Origin of the sequence: Lysinibacillus sp. FSL H8-0500, assembly GCF_038051955.1 — a bacterium.
Lineage (GTDB): Bacteria > Bacillota > Bacilli > Bacillales_A > Planococcaceae > Lysinibacillus > Lysinibacillus macroides.
Map to the genome: position 1 here is coordinate 2,387,075 of NZ_CP150292.1, position 18,583 is coordinate 2,405,657.

Consider the following 18,583-nt stretch of genomic DNA (forward strand, 5'->3'; position numbering starts at 1 on the left):
GCGATGCTATTATGATGAATTTCTATGATTCCAGCTTATTCTTTGATGAAATGTTTGATGGGACTCAGCCCAAGCCGCATTATCGTTCATTTTATCGCAAGCTAGCCATGTTTTCTCAGGAGCAACTTGAAGAAAAATACCGCCAAGCACAGGCAAGTTTTCTCACACAAGGAATTACCTTTACGGTCTACGGTGCGCAGGATGGAACAGAGCGCACAATGCCCTTTGACTGTGTGCCCATTATTATTCCACATGCACAATGGGCAACCATTGAGGCTGGTGTAAAACAGCGTGTTAAAGCTTTAAATTTATTTTTACAGGATATTTATGGGGATCAAGCAATTATTCGAGATGGACATATACCAAGACAGCTTGTTGAGAATAATCCTTATTATGCGCTAACGATGAAAGGGCTTAAGGTTCCGATTGCTAATCATATTTTTTTAGCAGGAATTGATTTAATTCGCGATGAGCATGGTGATTACCATGTATTAGAGGATAATCTACGTAACCCCTCTGGCATTTCCTATGTTTTTCAAAATCGCCATGTCATGAAGGAGGTATATCCTGAATTTTTCTCCAAGCATACGATACGTTCTCTCGATAAGCATATCGTTTATATGCAAAAAGCATTGCTGGCGCATCGCCCATCTTCTATGCCAGCAGAGCGAGAGCCAAAAGCTGTGTTACTAACAGCAGGTATGTATAACTCAGCTTACTATGACCATGTGTTTTTAGCCCAACACTTAAATATTCAGCTCGTCGAGGGGCGCGATCTAGTAGTGAAAGATTTAAAAGTTTATATGAAAACGATTTATGGCTTGCAGCAAATCGATATTATTTATCGTCGGATTGATGATGATTTTTTAGACCCTGCTGTGTTTCGGGAGGATTCCTTATTGGGCGTTCCATCTTTAATGACAGCGTACCAAGCAGGAAATGTTGCGATTTTAAATGCTGTGGGTAATGGTGTGGCGGATGATAAGGCGATGTATGCCTATGTACCTGAGATGATTCGTTACTACTTGCAGGAGGAGCCTATTTTACCGAATGTAAAAACCTATCATTTAGGAGATGAACGTCAGCGTACATGGGTGCTGGAGCATTTACAGGAGCTCGTTATTAAAAATGTCGGTGCTTCTGGGGGCTATGATATGCTGATTGGTCCACATGCAAGCGAGGAAGAAATTGCTCTATTTAAGGAAAAAATAGTAGCACAGCCACTGCAATATATTGCACAGCCAACGATTAAGCTGTCACGAGCACCTGCATTTCAGCAAGGACGCTTTTATCCTTGTCATGTTGATTTACGTGTATATGTGATAAAAAATGATGATTGCTATGTGTTGCCTGGTGGTTTGTCGCGAGTAGCATTACAGGAAGGGTCATTGATTGTCAATTCATCGCAAGGTGGTGGCGCTAAGGATACTTGGATACTAAAGGAGGATGTACAGCATGCTAAGTCGAGTAGCGGACGCACTGTACTGGATGGCACGGTATAGTGAACGTACACAAACAAATGCACATATATTACAGGTACAGCTGTTGAATATGCTGGAGCAATCGGGAAAAGAACATGATTATCTTGATCATTGGGAAGCTATCTTAAATATTTGTGCTTCTAAACAGGAATATTTATCAGATTACACAGCTATACGTGTTAATCCATTAATTGATTATCTGCTATTTTCAACGAAAAACGGTAATGCACTCTATACGACATTGCGTGCTGTGCGGGAAAATGCACGTGTGACACGAGATAGTATGCCAGCAGAGCTATGGGAAATACAAAATGCTTTTTATTTAACAAAGCAGCAGGCCTTATTGACAAGAGAACGCCCCATTCCACTTATTGAGCTTCAAGCCTTTTTACAGGATATACGAAAAACTTTATTAAAAGCAACTGGACTGATTGAGGGCACGATGGACCGCGATCTCCCCTTTTATTTTATGCAGATTGGTAAATGGCTTGAACGAGCAGAAAAAACTCTTCGAATGATCGTCACTATTTTAGTGCAACATAAAGAATCAGCTATACCTCTTGTGGAGGGAGATGGCATCTTTTTATTGGATCTTGCCGCAGCAAGGGAATCATTCCTGCGTAAGCATCGTCAAATGAGCCTATTAGCGGTTATGTGCTATTTAGTACAGGATGAGCATTTTCCATGTTCAGTCATGTTTTGTCTTCAAAAAATTGAAGAAGCTGTCATAGCCATTGAACAAGATGCTTCATCTGAAAGATTTTTAACGCTGCATGCAACATTAAAGCGCTATGCTTCTACAATGAACTCGATTAATTTTGAGCAACTGGATATGCACGAAGCTATTATCATTATGGAGGAACGATTGGGGCAATGCATTGCCTTTGGTGATACATTTTCAACAATCTATTATTTATATGAACCCAACCTACAACCTTGAAGGGAATCCACCACAGCTCCCTGTCAACAAGCAAGTCAGTAAGCAAAAGGAAGCGGACACAATGAAATTTGAAATTCAGCATACAAATATTTTTCAATATGAGTCTGAAGTCGATCAAAGCTTAAATACCATTCGTTTAAAGCCGCGCAGTGATGAGCGTCAGCGATTATTATCCTATCGAATTGCCATTACGCCATCTTCCCTGACCCGTGAGCATACGGATATTTGGGGCAATACAGTTGGTTCTTTTTATATTCCAGAGCAACATCAAACATTAGAGATTGATACATCCTCTATTGTTAGTATTCAGCGTGCACCATTTATTCAGCGTATTCAATATTCGCCTGAAATGCAGACTATCTTTCACTCACAGCTATTTTATGAGCATTATTTACCATATTTAAAGACGACTCATTTTACATTTATGTCAGAGCGGCAATTAGAGGAGGTTTATCATGCAATTGGTCATGCTGAAAATCCTGTGCTGTTTTCGTTGAATTTAATGCAATATTTATATGCTAGCTTTGATTATGATCCAGCTGCAACAGATGTCACAACAACTGCTAGCGAAGCATTTGCATTAAAGCGAGGCGTTTGTCAGGATTTTACGCATGTCATGCTGGCTGTACTGCGTGCCAAAGGGATTCCAGCACGCTATGTTAGCGGTTATTTATATGTGGATGAAAATTCTGGTCTTATCGGTGATATTGCGACACATGCCTGGGTGGAGGTCATGATACCTGGTATTGGCTGGATTGGTCTTGACCCGACAAATAATGTGGAAGTATTAGAAAACCATATTATTTTATGCATTGGTCGTGATTATAGTGATATAAGCCCCGTTGAAGGTGTTTATACAGGTGGTAAGCATGATTTAACAGTAAAGGTAAGCGTTAAAGCATTAAATCATTTATAACAAAAATGTGCAGTAATGGCGAAAATGCGGTTGCTGCACATTTTTATTCAAAACGTTGCTGTCTTTCAGTTAGCACCCATTTACGCACATAGCCCATCTCCTGCTGAATATGCTCCAATGTTTTTTCCTGCTGAAACGCCCTCTGCATAACGGTATAGCGTAAATCCGTTGCCCTGACATTTTTCCCGATTTCCTGAGAGATGGTTTGAAAAATGCGCTCCACGGTTTTGGTCGTAATTGGCTTTGTCTGACTTGCCTCGCTAACCCACACCCATTCCCCCACCTCCTGCTGGTGTAACATCTCGGCCTCCTTTTGATAATGTGCCAGCATATCCATTAATAACGCAGATAGCTTGATGGCCCGCCGTCCATTGCGATTGGCAATATAGAGGGATGATTCGTCATAGTTAAAATGTGTCCATTTCATGCGCACAAGCTCTGCTGGCTTACATCCTGTTTCCATTAGCATCTGGACAATACAGCCATTGCGCCGTGCCAGCCACGCATGTTCTGCTGTTTTAGCATATTGAAAATAGGTTGGCCAAACATTGGAAATTTGCATAATCTGTTTATTTGTTAGTAATTGAAGTGCCTCTTTTTGCCGTTTTTTCGGCTGTAAAATATGCTGATAATCAAAAGGCTCCAGCCATTCACGTAAAAAAATAAAGTCTATAAAGCCTCTAAGCGTTGCGATTTTATGATTAAATGTATTGATATTGCTGTATGTTTCCTTGAGATAGTTACAATAGAGGACTAATAAATCTTTGAAGTGCTGATCTACATATAAGTAGTTTTTCTCATGAGCAAATGTTAAAAATTGCTGCCCATCCATGTTGTACTGTTTTTTTGTGGCAGCGCTTTTTTTCAATGATTGCAGCAATAATAAATAGCTATTCCATGCTTCCTTTAATGTGACCATAGAGTTTCTCCTTATTTGCTATGCGTAAATTATTTATAGTTTACTATATTTTGGGCGCGTCTGTTCCTATTATTTTATTAAATAGTAATGTCGGATAATCTGTATTTAACTATTTCTTTATTAGGATGCCCTCACAGCAATAAGAAACTTATGTTCCTATAGCAATTTCTTATATTTGCGACATGCTTTCACTCAGAAATGCCGCTTCCTTGTAGAATTCAGATAATTTCGCGTTTTTTATTGTTTGTGTTATATAATAAGTAAATGAACGAAACCTATAGGAGGCTTTGCCGATATGCAAGTAAGGACAACTCGACTGGAAGCAGAAGATGCAAAAATTATTTATCAAGAAACCGCTGGACTAGCGATTATTACCATTCACCGCCCGCAGGCAAAAAACGCGTTAACCGCAAATATGTGGGATGAATTAGCAAAGATCGCTCAGCAAGTATTAGAAAATCCTAAAAATAAAGTATTAATTTTACGCGGCTCAGGTGAAAACTTCACAGCAGGCTCCGATATTAAAGAATTTAATGCCATTTCTCTCGACAAAGCAGAGGAGGCGTTTCTTCATATGGAAAAAACCATTTCTACGATTGAGCGTCTTCCCCTGCCAACGATTGGCGTGATTAATGGACCTGCGATGGGCGCAGGCCTAGAGCTCGCTTTAGCATGTGATATTCGCATTGGCTCTGATAAAGCCAAGCTCGGTATTCCCGTTGGCAAATTAGGCATTACATTAAATAATCAATTTGCCAAGCGCTTAGTGCAGCTAGTTGGTCCCGCTACCACAAAGGATTTAGTCTTTACAGGACGCATGTTTAAAGCTGAGGAAGCCTTTAAGCTAGGATTGCTTAATTACTTAGTGGCAGAAAAAGACTTAAATAAATATATGATTCGCATGGGCAAGCTGGTTGCGGGCATGTCGCCAGAATCGTTGCTAGCTGTGAAACAATCTGTGCAGGAATGCCTCGATAGTGCACCCGTGTTATGGCAAGGATCTACTCCTTTTGTTGGCAGTGATTTTGCTGAGGGCTGCCGTGCCTTTGTTGAAAAGCGTCAACCCCAATTTACGCGTCAGCCAAAATAATTGAAAAGCTTCGATATGAGGCGTAGAATAATGGCAATATAAATTGGGATAAAGAATTCGAGCTATTATGATCACATGACTAACTATGTGAAGGATAAAAAAACAGGTACTCTCTTCGCTTATTTGGCGAGTGGAGTACCTGTTTTTATGGTTTTTTAGCTGTTTTGACATGAAGATGAATTGCATCTAATTCATAGCCAAAGTGCTGATAAAACTCCTGTTGGACCGCTTGTTGCAAGGCATGCAAGCGTTCTTTTAATGGATAATCAATGGGTAGCTTAAGCTGTATCGTCACAATTGCTTGCACCTGCTCGCCTAGTATAAATTGTACCTGCTCCACCTTCTGGACAATGGCCTGCTTACGACAACAATAGGTTAGTAGCTGAACATATACCTGCTTGCCAATTTCAATATATTCCCGCTGAAAATCAGGACGCACAATCGTTGTTTCACCAATTTTCTCACGTTTAGGACTAAAAATTTCTATACCCTTTTGCACTAAGCGCTTAAAAAAATTTTGCTCGACTTGGCGATATGGGATAGGCATTACATGCTTCCCCTGTGTTTGACGAATAAAGCGTGCCTTTTGAATATCCTTAGAGGAACGAACATCCCCCACATCATAATACTGCTCAATAGGTCCTAATGCTAGCTGCTTTGCAATACTATTGGTCATTTTATTTGATGTACCAATAATTAAAATCGACTGAACCTGATAGCTAGCTAACGCTTTCTTCACAGCCTCCCGATGCACTTCATCTGTAAAAATAGCACGTCGTACAGCCGTAATTGTATTTTTTTCAAACTTTGCTGACACACCTGCCACTCTTGTACCATTAACAATCAGTAAACCATCATCGATAATGGCTTCGACATCTAATTTATGCGCAAAGGCAAGCGCGCTGGTACTTTTGCCTGTACCGCTTGGTCCACTTAATGAATATACTTTCAACAGCACTCTCCTCCTCTCTTAAAAATGGATGTATCTTGCTGTGTAATTGTTAAGATCAAGTCAAATATCTCTTGCTCGGTTCTCATCAAGCTCCCCAAATGAAGAAATTTTCCTATTTAGTATAATACAAGTTTAGCTATTTCGGAAAGTCCACTCCTAAAAAACTTGGTTTCTCTACCGTAAAATTCGCTAGCCTATGCAACCATTTTCTTTATTAAATAAATATTTTCTTTTTTCAGAATATCTTGCCCTTTCTACGCTTTCGTATGATAAAATGTGAACTACTATTCTTTGATAGGAATCCTCATAGAACAATAAGGAGTGTACGTGTTTTGAAAATCATACCATCTAAAAAAATGTCATTATTTACACCAGCAATTTTCGGAGATTTAAAAAACTTTGCAAAACAACAGCAAGCAAAGGGAATGCATATGATTGATTTAAGCCTAGGCAGCCCTGACATCCCCCCACATGCGAAAATTCGTGAGCATCTATCCCACCGAGCAAGCCTAGCAGCATCTTACGGCTATACGCTCACAGGTACACAGCGATTCTATGAAGCTGTTAGCCGCTACTACAAGCGCCGTAGCCATGTTGACTTAGACCCCGCTTCGGAAATTATTCAAACAATGGGCTCACAGGAGGGCTTAGTTCATTTACCAATTGCCTTCTGTGACCCTGGCGATATTGTACTCTCTACCAATCCCGCTTATGTTGCCTATGATGCAGGCATTCATTTAGCTGGAGCAACGCCTTACTATATGCCCCTAACAGCAGCTAACGATTATTTACCTGACTTAGACGCGGTGCCTGAGGAAATTGCCTATCAAGCAAAGCTATTAATTTTAAACTTACCAGGCAATCCAGTACCTGCCATGCCATCTTTCGCCTATTTTGAAAAGGTGATTGCCTTTGCCAAAAAATACAATATTATGGTGTTGCATGATGCAGCCTACTCTGAGTTTTATTTTACAGGAGATCAGCCAATTAGCTTCCTTGCTGCACCAGGTGCGAAAGAAGTTGGCTTAGAAATTAACTCCCTCTCAAAAAGCTTTAGTCTTGCTGGAACACGAATTGCCTATATCGCAGGGAATGCGGAGATGATTGCTGTGTTAAAGCAACTCAAATCTAATTTAGACTTTGGGATTTTTGAGCCGATTCAGGAGGCAGCGGTTGTCGCACTTGATCATGCGGAGGAAGTGACTGACCATCTCCGTGCAACCTTTTCAGAGCGCCATAAAACGCTTATGAACGGCTTACAAGCATTAGGCTGGGAAGCAGCTCCGTCAGAGGGAGGTATGTTTGTCTGGGCGAAATATCCGTATGATATTGACTGTACAGAACTAGCCTTTCAATTGATTGAGCGAGCTGGCGTTGTCACAGTTCCTGGAACCGTATTTGGTACTGCGGGACAAGGGTATTTACGCTTAGCATTAGTACAACCAAAAGAGGTGCTGCAAGAGGCAATCGAACGCTTAGCGCAAGTGCAATTAATACCACAACCTTAATCAGACAAAAACCCTTCTAACGTTGCAGGCTAGAAGGGTTTTGTTATGATTTTTAAAGCCAGACATCATTTTCTGCTGTCTGTGCTGTTCTTTCTTCACCAGTACATAATTTTACATTCTGAAGCAGCGTAAGGTTTATGCTCCACATTGCGTGGTACAACAAACATTTCACCTGCACCTAAACGCACTTCACCATCTAGGAATTCAATTGTAGTTTTATAAAAAAGTTTAATCACTTAAAAAAAGTTCGATTATTTAAAACAAAGATTGATAATTTATATTAAAGTTTGATTAAACATCCTGTGTTGATATGCAGGATTTTTTTATTCAACAAACGGGCCATTTAATGGAATAAGGCTTCCAATTAAAAATGAATATTTAAGTTCATATAGCTGTTTGATTGTGAAGAATGTACTTAAGCTAATAGTGCAGGATAATGGAACAAGTTAAACATAATTTTTGTAACAGATAGTAAAAATGTTCGTCAAATCTTATGAGGGAGTGATGATATTGAAAAAAATTAGCTTAATTTTGTCTTTTCTGTTTTTATCAATTGGTTTATTTGGTTGCCAACAAAGCAGTGGAATCGAAAATAACAATGATAATATTACAACACAGAATGAAGCAACCGAGAATGATGTAACGAATAAAAATTATGATATTGCAGGGATTGTTACCGAAGTAGATAGTGAGAATAAAGGAGTATTATTAGATTTAACAGAAATGGGAAATGAAAGGGCGGAACAAATGTGGGTTTTTTCGAAAGAGAACACTAAAATTTATAATGAAAACGAAGAAACTGTTCGTTTTGAGGACATAAAGACAACAGTTACATTAAAAGCTAATCTTAGCAAGTGCAATCAACCAGCAATACCACAATGCTCTGCAAGAGAAATTGTAATTGAACAATAATTAATCTTCTTTCGCTACTGGGTGCTCATCTATAATAAAATAACATAAGACAAAATATATGATCTTCCATAACAGGGAGCGATTGTGGAGCAACACAGGTAGAAAATAATCAAACTTCTTTATAAAACCTAACTTAAAACTGCTAAAGAAGAATCCCTTTTGATCAATCTTTTTTCAAAAGGGATTCTTCTTATTTATCGTAAAATAAGGGTTTGCGAGGCATTTTTGCTCAAACTTTATTTCAAAGCAACATCAATGATTAAATTCCCTTCAATCACTATAAAAACTTCATCCGTATCTTCATGCTTATGCCAAAGAAAATCGCCCCGCACTTTCATAAGTTTAAATTGATAATCATTCATTTCTGCAATTACTTTTGGTGCCCACTGATCTTGAAATTTAGCTAATTTCTCTTGAATATTAATCGGTATGTATGACATGCTCTCTTCCCCATCCTTTTTATGCATCTCATCAAAAAATAGCATAGTAGTGGCCTCTCTTCTAACAAAAAACAGCTACTGCAACGAGACAGTAGCTGATCATACATCATATTTTTGATGGATATCATCTTCATAACGGTTATAACGTTGTTTAAAGAGCTTAAATAGATGAGTCACAAGCACCTTAAAGATAGCGTAGCCTGGAATCCCTAAAATTACACCAGGCACACCGAATAACGAGCCTGCCGTTAACAGCACGAAAATAATCGTAATCGGGTGAATGCTTAGTGATTTTCCCATAATTTGTGGAGAAATAAACTTCCCTTCGATTAACTGAACAATCGTCCATACAATCGCTAGCTTCACAAGCATAAATGGGGATGTTACCAGCGCAATAATAACAGCGGGTGTAATCGCAATAACGGGTCCTAGATAAGGTACGACACTTGTAATCATTGCCAGAAAGCCAAGTAGTAGTGCATATTTCATACCGATAATTAAAAAGCCAATCGTCACCATTGCCCCTATGCACATTGAGACTAAAATTTGGCCTTGAATATAGGAGCTAATTTGCTTGTCCATATCATGAAAAATATCAGTCATCTCTTTACGCATACGAGGCGGACAGATTTTCAGCATAAATTTCGGTAATTTTTCGCCTTCTTTTAGTAAATAAAATAAAATAAATGGCACCGTTACAAGCGATAAAATAATACCTGTTAATGTAGATAAGAACCCTGTTATACCTGATGCTACGCCCTGTGCGACATTCGCAGCCGTATCTTTCACTGTTTCAATCATATCTGTTGTGAAATTATTCACAACTTCATCATAATTCATATTAATTTTATCTAAGTATTCATTAAAGCGTGATTGATTCAGGAATTCAACAATATTTTGCGTAAATGCCATAAAATACTCAGGAAACTCCTGGACTAAATTAGTGAATTGATCCCGTAAAAATGGATAGACCAACACAACCAATAATGTAATAACACCGATAACAGCAATATAAAGCAGTAAAATACCCCAGATTCTTGGGATTCGCCCTCTCACCAATAGCGCTAACAATGGGCGTAATAAATAGTAGCCAATGACAGCTAATACCCCTGGCAAAATCACTACTTCAAATAATACTTGAAGGGGGGTAAAGATAAAGGAAACTTGATTAAACATAAAAATTACACATGCCACTAGCAATAAAATCACCAGTGTAAATAATAGGTTTCTACCACCTAAAAAACGAATAAACTTGGTTGCTAATAGGTTTGAACGCTCTTTTGGTCTCTCTTTTTCCATATATCCACCCCAATCCATATGCTCTCCCTTTATAGTACAGGATCATGCGGGTTTTTGCGAAATATCTACTCTAGTGAAATACCTAAAAAATCACTTAAAAAGGCTTTGTTTTGCTCCACGTCGATGACAATCGAATCACCTGCATGGCTAAAGTTTTGGAATTGATAGCTACCCTCAATCGGAATCGTTGCTTTTTCAATGTTGACCTTGCCTTTTGATAGTAATTTAAGCACTTGCTGCATTTCCTCAGCAGATGAATAATCTGTTGTAATATAGCCCTGTGCTGCTCCAACGAATTTTGGTAAATGCAACATATTCGTAGGCGTTAACAGTTCCGTTTTTAAGGCCTCTATAACTTTTTGCTGACGTGCAACACGACCGAAATCGCCTTCTGCATCTTGACGGAAACGTGCATACCCTAACAGCTCCTGCCCATTTAGACGATGTACACCTTGCTTAAGCTCTACATCAATATGTTCAGACATATCCTTTTCCACATCCATCTCTACCCCATTTGGTGCTAAAATATCAACCAATGCTTCAAAGTTTTTAAAATCAATCAGAGCATAGTGATGAATTGGTAGCCCAAACATATGTGTAAGTGTATCTTTTAATAATTGCACACCATCTAAGTAGTAGGCTGTATTTAGCTTATACGACTGATAGCCAGGAATATCTGCATAAATATCACGCATAAAGGAAACAAGCTTCATATCATTACTGGCTTTATTCCACGATAATACCATCATTGTATCGGTCCGTGACTTTTCCTCCCCGCGTGTATCCACACCTAATATTAAATAATTTTCGATATCGCCTTTTATCGAGTCACCCGTAAAATTCTCCTGCATTACATTGGTATTAGTGGCAAGCTTTAAGCCACTGCGATATTGCATCACAGAATAACCTACGAGCACAATCATACAGAGTATCAATAGGGTAAAAATGGCTCTTCCTTTACGCAATCGACGTTTTCTGGGACGTTGTGAGCGTCTTGTATATTCTTGCTCTTCCATACTGTCTAACTCCTCTATTTTATAATAATTAATGTAACGAATGAGTCGCTGGAAAGTTTCATCTTCCTTTTTATTTTACAAATGCTATAATAATGTTCACATAAAGAAAGGATGATTTAAATGATAGAAAAAGCTGCATTTGCGGGCGGTTGCTTTTGGTGCATGGTCAAGCCGTTCGTTGAATGGGATGGTATACATAAAGTAACATCTGGTTATATGGGTGGTCATCTTGAAAATCCTACATATGAGGATGTCAAAAAAGGGACTTCTGGTCATGTAGAAGTCGTAGAAATTGAATTTGATCCAGCGATTTTTAGCTATGAGCAGCTCCTTGATATTTACTGGATGCAAATTGACCCAACGGATGCTTACGGCCAATTCCATGATCGCGGCGAATCCTATACAACGGCCATCTTTACTTATACAGCTGAGCAAAAGCGCCTTGCAGAAGCTTCCAAGGAAAAGCTGGCGAGTAGCGGACGCTTTGATAAACCTATTGTAACCAAAATTCGTGATGCCGAACACTTCTATCCAGCAGAAGACTATCATCAAGATTATTATAAAAAGGAAGCTGAACATTATCAGCAAGACCGCGCTATTTCTGGTCGTGATGCCTTTATTGCCAAGCATTGGGATCAATAAATAAAAGCCTTATTTCTCTCGATTATCAAAGGGAAATAAGGCTTTTATCATACGATTAATCCAATCTATAGAGCTGCAAAAGTACTCTTTCTATATCAAAAAATGCGAAACATAAAAATGTTTTAGCTAACCTTATATTCAATAATTATTAAGAAAAGAGCTTACAATGAAAAAATAAGATTGCATAGTAGCCCGCTTGCCAACAATCCTAAGCATAAAGGGCTCCTCAGGGTAAAAATATTATGGATGCAACTTCCTAGCTAGCCTGCTATAAAGGATTTCCTGCTAAAAAAGCTTGCAATGCTTCGAAAAAGCGTTTGCCATACTTGTCAAATTTCACCTCACCAATGCCGCTCACATGGCGTAGCTCTTCCAACTGGCTTGGTTTTTTATCACATAATTCACGCAATGTTTTATCTGAGAATACTACAAATGGTGGCACACGTTCTTCATCGGCAATTTGCTTGCGAAGCACACGTAAATGCTCAAATAGTGGGTCATTCGTTGCAATTTGGCGAACGACCACTGCCTCCTTGCGCATAACCTGCTGCTGCCCAAGCAGTACCTCCTTGCCCTTCGCCGACACATAAATAGTTGGATATGTACCGTGCTTCACGGCTAATAAGCCTTCTGCAATTAAAAATTCAATAAAGCTTGACACATCCTTCAAAGAATACTGCCCTTTTAATAAACCATAAGTGGATAGACGCGCAAAGCCAAAGTCAGTAATTTTTTGATTTTTAGAACCAATTAAGACCTGTGCCACCATGGTCTTACCGAATTTTTGCCCCATGCGCACAACACAGGCTAATACCTTCTGTGCATCCTCTGTGACATCTGTTACGGCTCGTCCATCATTGCAATTACTACAGCGACCACAGGGCTGCTCTTGGATCTCTCCAAAATACGCTAAAATCGCATTTTGCAGGCAGCCCTCCGTATGACAATAATCGACCATTGTTTGTAGCTTTGCCAATTCCTGGGGGATACGTGTCTCGTCCTGAGCCTGTTCGATTAAAAAACGCTGTGTTTGCACATCTCCTGAGGCATATAGTAAAATACAAGCACTTGGTAAGCCATCACGCCCAGCTCTGCCTGCCTCCTGATAATAGCTTTCCATATTGCGCGGCATGTGATAATGCAGGACAAAGCGCACATTGCTTTTATCAATGCCCATTCCAAAGGCATTTGTCGCTACCATAATCCGTGCCTCATCCTTTAAAAACCGCTCCTGCTCCAGCATCCGCAAATCCTCTGACAGCCCCGCATGATATTTTGCAACCGCTTCGCCTGCACGTTGAAGCATCTCATAAATGGCGTCTACTGCCTTGCGTGTAGCAGCATAAATAATGCCCACTTCTTGGCTATTTTTCAGTAAATAATTTTTAATATAGCGCTCTTTATTTTCACCAATTAACACTGAAAGCGCTAAATTCTCACGCGCAAAGCCTGTTATCACCGTTGCTTGTTCATCAATTTCTAATAGTTGACGAATATCCTCACAAACCGTTGGCGTAGCTGTAGCTGTTAGTGCCAAAACAGTGGGCTTTTGCGGCCATAGGGTAACAAGCTTTTGAATCGATCGATAGCTTGGGCGAAAATCATGTCCCCATTGTGAAATACAATGTGCCTCATCTACTGCGATCAGTGGCACAGCAACATGTGACAGCGCCTGTAAAAAGGCTGTGCTATCCAGGCGCTCTGGTGCAATATACAAGAGCTTTAAATAGCCAACACTTGCAAGCTGCATCGTTTCATCCACTTCCTGTGCTGTCAATGTACTATTAATATAGGCAGCAGGAATATTGGCAGTGCGTAACGCCTCTACCTGATCCTGCATCAATGAAATCAGCGGGGAAATAACAATCGTTAGCCCTTCAAGCATTAGCGCAGGAATTTGATAGCAAATCGACTTTCCTCCACCTGTTGGCATCACACATAGGCTTGATTGCCCGTGTAATGTTTGCTCAATAATTTGCGCTTGGCCTTGGCGAAAGTTTTCGTAGCCAAAATGATGCTGTAGCATTTGTCTTGCTCGCTCCATAGAATGTTCACTCCTCGGTTGTTAGATGTAGTAGCTTGTACTCGCCTTGTTCATTTTTTGATAATTTATACAGGACCGTAGAATAAGCCAAAGCCTCCTGTCCTGCTGCATTTGTCAAGATATATTCCGTTTTCGCTTGCACTAGGAGATGCTGTCCCTCTACGCGAATATTCTGAATGTCCGTGTCAGAGAAATGTATTTTTGCTTGTTTAGAGGCATAGTAAGCAACCATACCAGCCAAGGTATCTTGTAAATCCTCTGTGCCTACGATTGGCTGCATAACGCTGGCATCCTGTATCGCTACCGCTCCCTTTAAATACTTATGGAACACCTCTAAAAAGAGCTTGATTTCATCTGTATTATACGCAAACACATTTTCACCATAATGATCGATAGCTTGCTGTACAGCTTCTTGATCGCCCTGCTCAATATACGGATATAAATTTCTGGATTGAGATAATCGCACACTAGCTTTCATACTCTCTTCTATCCATTGATCCATCAGTGATTGAAGCTCCTTTAGAGGCAGTATGTATGGCTGTGATTTCCCCTGCTGTTGACGTTTAAAATAAAGACCAACAATAGCCCCACTAGCAGCCTCCATCACAGGGCTTCCTATAGGTAAAGCTTCTTGCGCATCAATATAGTAAGCGGCGATCTTGTCCTGATATTGTTGGATTGTATAAGGTGAGCCATTCACATAAACGGCCAACTGAGATAGCTCACCTTCATAGATTTTCGGGACTCGCACATGTGCTTTATACGATACCTGCAAAAGAGCAACATTATAAGCGGTTGACATAAAATGAACATTTGCTGCCACTAATTTGTCTTGACCAAATTGAACAAGAGCAGTTGGTTTCGATGCAACCAGTGCACCATTTGTTAAAATATATAGCTGATCATCTTGTTGCTTGATAATGATACCTGCACCACTACCATACTCACCGATAACCTTAACCTCTGGCACTATTTTTTGTGCTTGCTTCGTCGTCACGGTTGTTTGTAACTCTGCATTGTTTAGCTCAGAGGATCCCTTATCACAGCCTGTTAACAATAACATAGCTGCACCGACTATAAGCCTTTTTTTATACATACGTTCACCAAAACTTTCTATAGTAACATTCTCTCCTGTCTATCATAATCAAGGATTTAGGATGTTTCAAGTTTACATAATAATATTATTTATATTTAAGTATTAGAAAAATGCAGTAACCATTCTAAATTTATTTCATTCTACCTATTATTATTTACGGAATATAAAATTTGCTATGAGAATTGAACGAGCACCTCATCATAAAATAATATTCATTAAAAAAGACATGTGCACTATGCCACATGTCTTTTTCATCTATTTTTTCTTAACAGTCCTGTCGTGGCGATAATGCCCACCATCAATCCTAAAAAGATTATATACGTCCATGTATGGTTGCCTGTTCTATCATAGCAAACCCCAATTATCATCGGAATAATGGCGCTTAACATAAAGCCACCTGATAGCACCATCGATGACCAGCTATTAGCCTCCAGATCATTTTTGGCTTCGTCAAGCGGTAATAACAGGCCAATGGGAAATAGCCCACTTAACACAATGCCGATTAATAAAACAGCCAGCCACAAATAAGCACCTGACATAAGCCATAGGAGCGTAAAGCCTATCAATCCTACAAAGCCAAGTGCTAGTAACCATACCGTCCGACTTTGCCATTTTTCCATAAGTAGTGGCACCGCAATATTACCAAGCATTTGCACAATGGACATAAACGTTAGCATGACGCTTGCTGTTTCAAGTGACATGCCTTTATCCTGCAAGAGCGGTGTAAGCCATGCCATCATTGAGAAAAACAGCGATGTTTGTAAACCAAAGTATAGTAAAATTGCCCAAGCACGTCCTGATGTCCATGGATTACGGGCATGTTCAATCGTTGTGATCCTTTGTAGCTGCTCATTGCTTTGCGCTGGTATCGCCCACAGCCATATCACTAGTGCCACCACAGCAAGTAAAGCCCAAATTCCAAGGGCAACCGTCCAGCTATTACCAAAGCTCTGATAAAAGGTCACGCTTAAGGCGGCACTTAATGTAGCACCTACGCCAATACCAAATGAATAAATGCCCACAACGGTTGTAAAACGTTGGGGAAATTTGTTCTTGATATAGGCATTTAAAATAGGACCCATTATCGCAATCGCCAAGCCTGCAGCAAAGCTTGTCATAACTAGCAAGAGATAGCTTTCCTGTAAAAAACGTAGCCCATTGGCTAGGATAAGGATAACCAATAAGAGCGCGATGGCTGATTTCGTGCCAATCTTGCGTTGAAGCGGTACAGCAAGGGAGGCAAATAATCCCATACAAAAAACAGGGATAGATGTAAGTAAGCTTATGCTTGTACTGGAGACATGTAAGGATGTCATTAGTACATTAAATAGTGGTCCAATCCCTGTTACTGCTGGTCTCATATTGAGTGCAACAAAAAATATACTTACCACCATAAGTATGAGTGAGATAGTCCATTGCCTTTTAGCCATTTGTTTGATCCTCTCTACTGTCACGCAACATTCATTTCTGAAAGAGTTTATTCATTACTTTATCCTTTTACCATGTTTTCTATAAACGGTCAATCATTGGACCATCTGCTTGAAGATGGCTGTTTTTTTATTACATATTTTCAGGTGATTCAATACCCAATAGCGCTAATGATTCTTTTAAGACAATCGCAACACAACGACATAGTGCAAGACGAGATGCTTGTTGTTCATCGTCAGCTAATATTTTATGCTGTGCATAATATTTATTCAATAAACGTGCTAGTTGTAAGGCATATTTCGCTATTTGGGACGGATCAGCCTGCTCAAAAGCCATGCCTACCGTTTTGGGAAACTGTTCTAATAATAAGATAATCGGCCAAGCCTGCTCTCCTAATGGTGTGATCGTCATATCTTGAGTTGGTGCATTTGCTTTATCTAAAATGGAACAAATACGCGCATACGTATACTGCACATATGGTCCTGTTTCCCCTTCAAAATTCATCATTTGCTCAATTGAAAATTCAATATCGTTTAGGCGATGGTATTTTAAATCATTAAAAATTACTGCTCCAACGCCCACTTGCTGTGCTACTCGTTCTTTATTTGGAAGATGAGGATTTTTCTCCTCAATATTACGCTGTGCTGTCGCTATAGCCTCTGCTAGCACATCTGCTAATAACACCACCTTGCCTTTACGAGTCGACATTTTTTTGCCACCTTTAAGCATCATGCCAAATGGGACATGCTGCAGATTTTTTGCCCAAGGATAGCCCATTTTTTCGATGACCTGAAAAAGTTGTTTAAAATGGAGGGATTGCTCATTACCAACGACATAGAACATCTTTTCGGGCTGGTAGTGCTGTTGGCGATACAGGGCGGCTGCTAAATCACGCGTTGCATAAAGTGTGGCCCCATCCGTTTTCGTTATTAAACATGGAGGCATCTCCCCCATCTCCACAACATACGCTCCGTCTGATTCCACGAGGAGCCCTTTGTCTGTTAGCTCTGTCACAACCGGTGTCATTTTGTCATTGTAAAAAGCTTCACCTGTAAAGGCATCAAAATCAATTCCTAACAGCTCATATATTGTTTGAAACTCTACTAATGACACATCTCGGAACCATTGCCACAACGCCAGTGCCTCTGCATCACCGTCCTCCAATGCTTTAAAGGCGGCACGAGCCTGTTCATTGAGCGTTGGGTCTTGCTCTGCCTCTTCATGAAATTTCACATAAATCTTTAATAGCTCCTCAATCGGTGACGCTGAAATGGCCTGTTCATTACCCCAAAGCTGGTAGGCTACAATCAGCTTCCCAAACTGTGTACCCCAATCCCCTAAATGATTGATACGTATGGCCTGATATCCATTTTTCACTGCTATATACGCTAAGGCATTACCGATGACCGTTGAACGTAAATGTCCCATCGAGAAAGGCTTGGCGATATTAGGAGAGGAAAAATCCAAGACGACTGCTTCCATCTTTGTTGGCATAGTGCCATATTGTTGCTTGTCGCGCAGAATCTTGCTTAACACCTGTTGCGTCACCTTTTCTTGAGCTAGAAAAATATTGACATAGCCTCCAACAGCTTGCACACGCTGGATACTGTCATGGTTTAATTGACTTGCTATATGTGCAGCGATACTTTGTGGAGACTTTTTCCACACTTTTGCTAAGGTAAAGCATGGAAAAGCCACGTCCCCTAGCTCCAAGCTTTTTGGTTTTTCTAATAATGACAATATTTCCTCTCCTGTTATTTGTTGATTTAATGCGACTGCTATACTGTCCGCGATTTGTTTATTCATCTTGATTCTCCTCCTGTCCAAATAAAAAAGCCCTCGCCTCTAAAATTAGAGACGAGAGCATGATAATCCCGTGGTACCACTCTAGTTGCCATGT

15 protein-coding genes, 2 pseudogenes and 1 other annotated feature (1 of these 18 only partly in view) are annotated in these 18,583 nt (G+C 39.9%); of the genes and pseudogenes, 7 read left to right on the forward strand and 10 right to left on the reverse strand.

The features are described from left to right. The first annotated feature begins 11 nt into the window (after positions 1–11). From MHB44_RS11380 to MHB44_RS11390, 3 genes are all read left to right on the forward strand, one after another. Positions 12–1,502 carry a circularly permuted type 2 ATP-grasp protein gene (locus tag MHB44_RS11380; protein WP_341302876.1) on the forward strand — a complete coding sequence of 497 codons (1,491 nt, stop codon included), beginning with the start codon at positions 12–14 and terminating at the stop codon, positions 1,500–1,502. Then, entirely contained in the window at positions 1,456–2,421 is a 966-nt protein-coding gene (locus tag MHB44_RS11385; protein WP_341302877.1) for an alpha-E domain-containing protein, read from the forward strand. Before MHB44_RS11380 ends, MHB44_RS11385 begins: the two co-directional genes overlap by 47 nt. Positions 2,422–2,482: 61 nt before the next feature. After that, complete coding sequence (locus MHB44_RS11390) at positions 2,483–3,337, forward strand: transglutaminase family protein (protein WP_341302961.1); 855 nt, start codon at positions 2,483–2,485, stop codon at positions 3,335–3,337. Positions 3,338–3,380: 43 nt separating this feature from the next. On the opposite strand, the gene MHB44_RS11395 is transcribed toward MHB44_RS11390, so the two are convergent. Continuing rightward, a complete protein-coding gene (locus MHB44_RS11395; protein WP_341302878.1) occupies positions 3,381–4,256 on the reverse strand; it encodes a site-specific integrase in 876 nt (291 codons plus the stop codon). A 295-nt stretch (positions 4,257–4,551) separates the two neighbouring features. On the opposite strand from MHB44_RS11395, the gene MHB44_RS11400 reads away from it, so the two are divergent. Further along, positions 4,552–5,346, forward strand: coding sequence for an enoyl-CoA hydratase/isomerase family protein (locus MHB44_RS11400; protein ID WP_341302879.1), 795 nt, complete (start codon positions 4,552–4,554; stop codon positions 5,344–5,346). A 145-nt stretch (positions 5,347–5,491) separates the two neighbouring features. Here MHB44_RS11400 and MHB44_RS11405 read toward each other — a convergent pair whose 3' ends face one another. After that, on the reverse strand, positions 5,492–6,298 hold the full coding sequence (locus MHB44_RS11405) for an AAA family ATPase (protein WP_341302880.1): 807 nt from the start codon (positions 6,296–6,298) through the stop codon (positions 5,492–5,494). Positions 6,299–6,630: 332 nt separating this feature from the next. Between MHB44_RS11405 and MHB44_RS11410 the strand changes: the two genes are divergently transcribed. Further along, complete coding sequence (locus MHB44_RS11410; RefSeq protein WP_341302881.1) at positions 6,631–7,806, forward strand: aminotransferase class I/II-fold pyridoxal phosphate-dependent enzyme; 1,176 nt, start codon at positions 6,631–6,633, stop codon at positions 7,804–7,806. Between the two features lie 52 nt (positions 7,807–7,858). On the opposite strand, the pseudogene MHB44_RS11415 reads toward MHB44_RS11410, so the two are convergent. After that, positions 7,859–8,015: pseudogene (locus tag MHB44_RS11415) on the reverse strand (cupin); the annotation flags it as partial. A 301-nt stretch (positions 8,016–8,316) separates the two neighbouring features. Here MHB44_RS11415 and MHB44_RS11420 point away from each other — a divergent pair. Then, positions 8,317–8,718, forward strand: a complete 402-nt coding sequence (locus MHB44_RS11420) for a hypothetical protein (protein WP_053994841.1) — start codon at positions 8,317–8,319, stop codon at positions 8,716–8,718. 251 nt (positions 8,719–8,969) lie between these two features. Here the strand turns inward: MHB44_RS11420 and MHB44_RS11425 are convergent. From MHB44_RS11425 to MHB44_RS11435, 3 genes and pseudogenes are all read right to left on the reverse strand, one after another. After that, positions 8,970–9,158 (reverse strand): annotated as a pseudogene (locus MHB44_RS11425) (cupin); the annotation flags it as partial. Positions 9,159–9,257: 99 nt separating this feature from the next. Next, the gene (locus tag MHB44_RS11430; RefSeq protein WP_341302962.1) at positions 9,258–10,457 is read right to left on the reverse strand and encodes an AI-2E family transporter; all 1,200 of its coding nucleotides are present in this window, start codon (positions 10,455–10,457) and stop codon (positions 9,258–9,260) included. A gap of 65 nt (positions 10,458–10,522) precedes the next feature. Next, positions 10,523–11,473, reverse strand: coding sequence for an LCP family protein (locus tag MHB44_RS11435; RefSeq protein ID WP_341302882.1), 951 nt, complete (start codon positions 11,471–11,473; stop codon positions 10,523–10,525). A gap of 120 nt (positions 11,474–11,593) precedes the next feature. Between MHB44_RS11435 and msrA the strand changes: the two genes are divergently transcribed. Next, complete coding sequence (msrA, locus tag MHB44_RS11440) at positions 11,594–12,115, forward strand: peptide-methionine (S)-S-oxide reductase MsrA (RefSeq protein ID WP_341302883.1); 522 nt, start codon at positions 11,594–11,596, stop codon at positions 12,113–12,115. 268 nt (positions 12,116–12,383) lie between these two features. Here the strand turns inward: msrA and recQ are convergent, their stop codons facing one another. The 4 genes from recQ to argS form a co-directional block, all read right to left on the reverse strand. Further along, entirely contained in the window at positions 12,384–14,159 is a 1,776-nt protein-coding gene (gene recQ / locus MHB44_RS11445) for a DNA helicase RecQ (RefSeq protein WP_341302884.1), read from the reverse strand. A gap of 7 nt (positions 14,160–14,166) precedes the next feature. After that, positions 14,167–15,255: a hypothetical protein gene (locus MHB44_RS11450; RefSeq protein WP_341302885.1), complete on the reverse strand. Its 1,089-nt coding sequence runs from the start codon at positions 15,253–15,255 to the stop codon at positions 14,167–14,169. A 251-nt stretch (positions 15,256–15,506) separates the two neighbouring features. After that, complete coding sequence (locus tag MHB44_RS11455; RefSeq protein ID WP_341302886.1) at positions 15,507–16,685, reverse strand: MFS transporter; 1,179 nt, start codon at positions 16,683–16,685, stop codon at positions 15,507–15,509. 130 nt (positions 16,686–16,815) lie between these two features. Further along, positions 16,816–18,489, reverse strand: a complete 1,674-nt coding sequence (gene argS, locus MHB44_RS11460; protein ID WP_341302887.1) for an arginine--tRNA ligase — start codon at positions 18,487–18,489, stop codon at positions 16,816–16,818. 44 nt (positions 18,490–18,533) lie between these two features. Then, positions 18,534–18,583, reverse strand: a binding site (T-box leader); it runs 170 nt beyond the window's last position.

Coding starts and splice junctions, on each gene's coding strand:
- MHB44_RS11380 (WP_341302876.1), top strand. CDS start 12: ATGATGAATTTCTATGATTCCAGCTTATTCTTTGATGAAATGTTTGAT.
- MHB44_RS11385 (WP_341302877.1), top strand. CDS start 1,456: ATGCTAAGTCGAGTAGCGGACGCACTGTACTGGATGGCACGGTATAGT.
- MHB44_RS11390 (WP_341302961.1), top strand. CDS start 2,483: ATGAAATTTGAAATTCAGCATACAAATATTTTTCAATATGAGTCTGAA.
- MHB44_RS11395 (WP_341302878.1), bottom strand. CDS start 4,256: ATGGTCACATTAAAGGAAGCATGGAATAGCTATTTATTATTGCTGCAA.
- MHB44_RS11400 (WP_341302879.1), top strand. CDS start 4,552: ATGCAAGTAAGGACAACTCGACTGGAAGCAGAAGATGCAAAAATTATT.
- MHB44_RS11430 (WP_341302962.1), bottom strand. CDS start 10,457: ATGGAAAAAGAGAGACCAAAAGAGCGTTCAAACCTATTAGCAACCAAG.
- MHB44_RS11435 (WP_341302882.1), bottom strand. CDS start 11,473: ATGGAAGAGCAAGAATATACAAGACGCTCACAACGTCCCAGAAAACGT.
- msrA (WP_341302883.1), top strand. CDS start 11,594: ATGATAGAAAAAGCTGCATTTGCGGGCGGTTGCTTTTGGTGCATGGTC.
- recQ (WP_341302884.1), bottom strand. CDS start 14,159: ATGGAGCGAGCAAGACAAATGCTACAGCATCATTTTGGCTACGAAAAC.
- MHB44_RS11450 (WP_341302885.1), bottom strand. CDS start 15,255: ATGTATAAAAAAAGGCTTATAGTCGGTGCAGCTATGTTATTGTTAACA.
- MHB44_RS11455 (WP_341302886.1), bottom strand. CDS start 16,685: ATGGCTAAAAGGCAATGGACTATCTCACTCATACTTATGGTGGTAAGT.
- argS (WP_341302887.1), bottom strand. CDS start 18,489: ATGAATAAACAAATCGCGGACAGTATAGCAGTCGCATTAAATCAACAA.